Origin of the sequence: Vibrio sp. 10N.222.48.A3, assembly GCF_041475345.1 — a bacterium.
Lineage (GTDB): Bacteria > Pseudomonadota > Gammaproteobacteria > Enterobacterales > Vibrionaceae > Vibrio > Vibrio tasmaniensis_A.
The window spans coordinates 1-4,132 of the sequence record NZ_JBFRVX010000551.1 but is presented as its reverse complement, the minus strand read 5'-3'; the positions used below and the strand labels follow the sequence as shown (position 1 = coordinate 4,132).

At 42.1% G+C, this 4,132-nt stretch carries 6 protein-coding genes; all 6 read right to left on the bottom strand.

Going from position 1 to position 4,132, the window contains the following annotated elements; translation table 11 throughout:
• Positions 1-40: 40 nt before the first annotated feature.
• The 6 genes from AB4653_RS15755 to AB4653_RS15730 all read right to left on the bottom strand — a co-directional run bounded on the left by AB4653_RS15755 (position 41) and on the right by AB4653_RS15730 (position 4,112).
• Positions 41-478 (bottom strand): NUDIX pyrophosphatase, encoded by a 438-nt coding sequence (locus tag AB4653_RS15755; RefSeq protein WP_009846827.1) that lies wholly within the window; start codon positions 476-478, stop codon positions 41-43.
• A gap of 25 nt (positions 479-503) precedes the next feature.
• On the bottom strand, positions 504-920 hold the full coding sequence (locus tag AB4653_RS15750; RefSeq protein ID WP_009846828.1) for an NUDIX hydrolase: 417 nt from the start codon (positions 918-920) through the stop codon (positions 504-506).
• Between the two features lie 56 nt (positions 921-976).
• On the bottom strand, positions 977-1,822 hold the full coding sequence (locus tag AB4653_RS15745; RefSeq protein WP_009846829.1) for an MBL fold metallo-hydrolase: 846 nt from the start codon (positions 1,820-1,822) through the stop codon (positions 977-979).
• An 18-nt stretch (positions 1,823-1,840) separates the two neighbouring features.
• Positions 1,841-2,329 (bottom strand): GNAT family N-acetyltransferase, encoded by a 489-nt coding sequence (locus AB4653_RS15740; protein ID WP_009846830.1) that lies wholly within the window; start codon positions 2,327-2,329, stop codon positions 1,841-1,843.
• A 62-nt stretch (positions 2,330-2,391) separates the two neighbouring features.
• Complete coding sequence (locus tag AB4653_RS15735; protein WP_009846831.1) at positions 2,392-3,024, bottom strand: RraA family protein; 633 nt, start codon at positions 3,022-3,024, stop codon at positions 2,392-2,394.
• A 263-nt stretch (positions 3,025-3,287) separates the two neighbouring features.
• On the bottom strand, positions 3,288-4,112 hold the full coding sequence (locus AB4653_RS15730; protein WP_372104684.1) for an NAD-dependent epimerase/dehydratase family protein: 825 nt from the start codon (positions 4,110-4,112) through the stop codon (positions 3,288-3,290).
• Positions 4,113-4,132: the final 20 nt, after the last annotated feature.

The window sequence follows — 4,132 nt, the reverse complement described above, 5'->3', positions numbered from 1 at the left end:
GGATTTCCACTCTAATATAGAGTTAATTAATCTGTGTACTTTAGCTAGCTTTATAAAGCCTTTCGTTAATCTCCCAAAGCGCGTTTCTGTTTGAGTCATATGTTAGAAGTTCAATAGCTTCTTGGTAGTCGCACCAACGGTAATCTGTGTGTTCACTTGATAGTTCAGGATCTTCTGTGACTTTAACTGAGAAGGAATGCTCAGGAATGACGAATGGATGCTCAGTCCAATTGTGATTCCCTGCATAAAAGACTTTTGGAAGCATGCACATTGAATCAAGCTGCTGCCAGTTATCACCGGCTAACTGAGTTTCTTCAGAAAGCTCTCGTTTTGCTGCTTCAAGAATTGATTCATCATTTTCGCCACCACCGGATATTGCCTGCCATACACTATTGTCACTTCTGCGTACGATTAAAAACCGAGGTTTGGTGTCGACTGTTTTGTAGGGAAAGACTAAAACTTGAAAAGGTGCTCTCATTGATTTGCCCTCCAATCATTCGCGTTTACTGCGCCAGCTTCCCAAGGACGACCGGATCGCTCAACAGATTCGTCAGAGGAAGAAACAATGGCTCAGGTAACTCATCTAGCTTAAACCATTTCCATTGCTTACATTTATCAGGTTCTGTTATCTCTGGTTCGCCGCTAGCGTCAGAAGCAACAACAAACAGCGTTATGTAGTGCTTGTTCTCTTTCTCAAAAATATCATTGGTAAAAGTCAGCTTCTCAAATGCACTAACAACTAAGCCAGTCTCTTCGAGTGTTTCGCGTTTGGCACACTCTTCGATACTTTCACCCCACTCAAGGTGTCCGCCAGGCGTTGCCCACGTATGAGCCCCATGAGAACCAATTCGTTCTCCAAGTAGTACTCGTCCTTCACGTAGAATAACCGCAGCGACACCTACTCTTACTTCCTGACTCACTTAAAACTCCTTAATTCTTACCAAAAGACAAACGTACATCTAAGGTTTGACCAACGTTACACATGAATACATCGACCTGTCGGCATTGCCTCAAGACGCTTACCTAATACTTCTTTCAACAGGCCATAAGCTTTCTTGCCTGTGCAGTGCCCTGTATACAGTTTATCAATGGGGTATTGAGACAACGTCAATCCAAGATCTCTAATGTCTTGCTTTGTGCCACCAATACTATTGAACAATGGTAAGCCCACTAAATGGAAGCCCCCGACAACCGCTTTTATTCTCTCTCCTGGGAACAGAGTAACCGCTGTATCAACCATATTAAGAACGCCACTATGCGCACATCCCGTGAATATAACTAAACCATCTGGCTCTTTAACCACTAACAGTAATTCATGATCAAATGAGTCGCGCTCCCGTCGATTCTTAGACTGTGTATAAAGGTATTTATTACCCTTAGGTTGTTCGTGTTTCACGCTAATATCTGTGATAGCAAAGACATTTGGAGCGATCTCAGTCGTACGATTAACGAAGACTAACCGCTCGTTGCTGTTTTCTAGTAAGTCCGGATTGATCCCGACATCACTTTTAAAACCGAAAGCCCGAAAATGGTAGTTTTTCTGTTCACAATTTTTCAGAAACACTTTGCCTTTAGAGTTATGAGCAACAAAATCAGCGGTGCCACTACAATGATCATGATGCCTGTGTGATATGACAGCGAGGTCTACATCTTTGATATCAATACCCAGTAATGGTGCGTTTTGACAAAACGTATCGCCACTTCCCATATCGAACAAGATCTTTAGCGATTCAGTTTCAATATGCAGTGATAGTCCGCGCTCAACGGCTAAATCTTTCCTATTATCCAGTCGAGAGTTATCAACCAGCGTCGTTATTTTCATAGTTCTCTTTTTATGTGATCACGAGTCGGACATTGTCCAACGGAAATAAGGTCTTTGACCATCCATTCGCTCAACCTCTGCACCCAACCTTTTGTAGAAATCATGCGCTTTCTTATTATGTGGACTTGCCGTCCATGAGATGTGAGAGGCATATGATGACTCCGCTTGTGACTTTAAAGCCAACATAAGTTCACGGCCATACCCTTTTGATCTTTGATTTCCTGTAACCAATAGGTCGTCAAGCCAGATTGATGACTCTCCACTGAAGGATGAATATCGATAGTGATACAGTGCGAAGCCAAAATGCTCACAATTCCGTTCCAATATTAATGAATGGGCAAATGCGTAATCACCAAATAATGTGCGTTCGATTTTCTCTATAGTTGTCGAGATTTCGCCACTAAACCCTTTCATACTCCGGTCAAAGTCAGCTTTTTGTTCAATAAACTCTAACAAGACACTTGAGTCTTCTTTCGTCGCAGTCCGTACGATCACTCTCTTCTCCATGGATGAATTTATTCGTTGTCGCCTAACGCCTGTTAATTGATGAAAATGCCACGCGTTACAAATCAACTTGTAGCACTACTTAAGTTTTGTTTCGCAGACGTTATTGCTTGCGCTATTTTAGCCCTATGACTCGTTTCCCACTCAGCGAGTGTTAATGAAGCTTCGTCACTTGCTTTCTTTGAAGCCATTAAAAACACTTCGTCTTTCTTTGATTTAGGAATAACGACAATACCCTCTGCATCAGCAACAATGATATCTCCCGTAGAGACCTTTGCTCCCCCGCAAGTGATCGGAGCGCCCAATTCAGAATAGATCTCTTTCTTTCCCGGTACTGGATGAACACCTTTCGCAAAAACTGGAAACTTCATATCTGAAATTTCAGTCAAATCTCGAATGACACCATCAATAATAAAGCCTTTGATACCTCGACTCTTCGCGACTGCGCATACATTACCACCAGCTACTGCATATTCGCTATCAACTCCATCCACTACAATGATGGAACCTTCAGGTGCTTCGTATATGGCTGAATGAAGCATTAAATTATCACCAGACGTTAACTGGACAGTAAACGCTTCTCCACAAATTCGTGGCATTCCCTGCCAAAGAGGACCAATACTAAAATTAATAAAGTGGTCGTTACTCAGTATGTTTCCGTAATCGGTTGTCGCAAGTTTTGAAAAGTCTGACTTCATATTTTCACTCCATGTTTGAACTAATCCTCACGCCAAACAAAGGTGTGACGCACGCTTGTCATTCAATGATATAGAGCTAACTCAAAGATAACGTTGACCTCGGACTCAGCTCTACAAAAAGATCTATTCCTGCGACTCGGTAGCTTCATATCTGTTACGAAAGGAAATTATTGTGACGCTACCGATTAACTTAAGTACAGACGCCGGAGAGACTAAACTCAACTAAAAGTAACTAGGGTTGGTAATTAGAAATAAGCACTCAACTATATGTAATTTTCAATATATTCACTAATTGACTCAGTAGCCTCAAACGAAGAACTAATTGGTAATTTTAGATTCAGTTGTTCAATACCAACGGCCATAGAGCCATTTTCTGACTCAAACTCTTCCCAACGGATCTTTCTTACTTTTGTTACAGCTTTTGCAGCTAGTAAGAGTCGAGCGAACTCTGCAGGACTATAGCCTTGCGTCTCAGCAATAAAATGCTGCTTTTCTAAGGTTCGGCCTTGCGCCAAAAGTAGATAGAACTTCGCAATGTCGTAGACATGAACATATTGGTTATAGCCTATAGACGGCACACCTACTTGAATCGTTTGGCTAGCGAAAGATTCTACAATTCGTTTTAGCTGACAATCCTCACCGCCATAAACCAAACTAGGACAGTAGACGACGTGCCACCTGTTTCTAATAGCGCTATGTATCGTTTCTACGTCTAATCTAACGGCGTCTAAGGGTTTCAGTCTAAACTGTCTCAAATCAGCGCTAGATGCGTTGCCAAAAAGCCAAACACCTGATGTATGTATCTTTGTTGCGCCTTTAGCGGCAAGTAGGTCTAACTCAGAGAGCAATTTCTGCTCCACATCGGCTATTTCATGTGCGGAGAATTGTGACCAATGTGGACGCGCACAATTCACAACCACGTCAAAGAAGCCTTCAAAGTCAGCTCTATCTTCTATTAACCCAACTATAGGAGGTGTGACGACTTTGTCTCTACCGTATGTAAAAACTTCAAAGCCACTTTTTGTGAATAGCGATGTAACGTGACGACCAATGTATCCACTAGCCCCCGCAATTAATACTTTCGTTATTCCCTTATTCTGTCCATTAC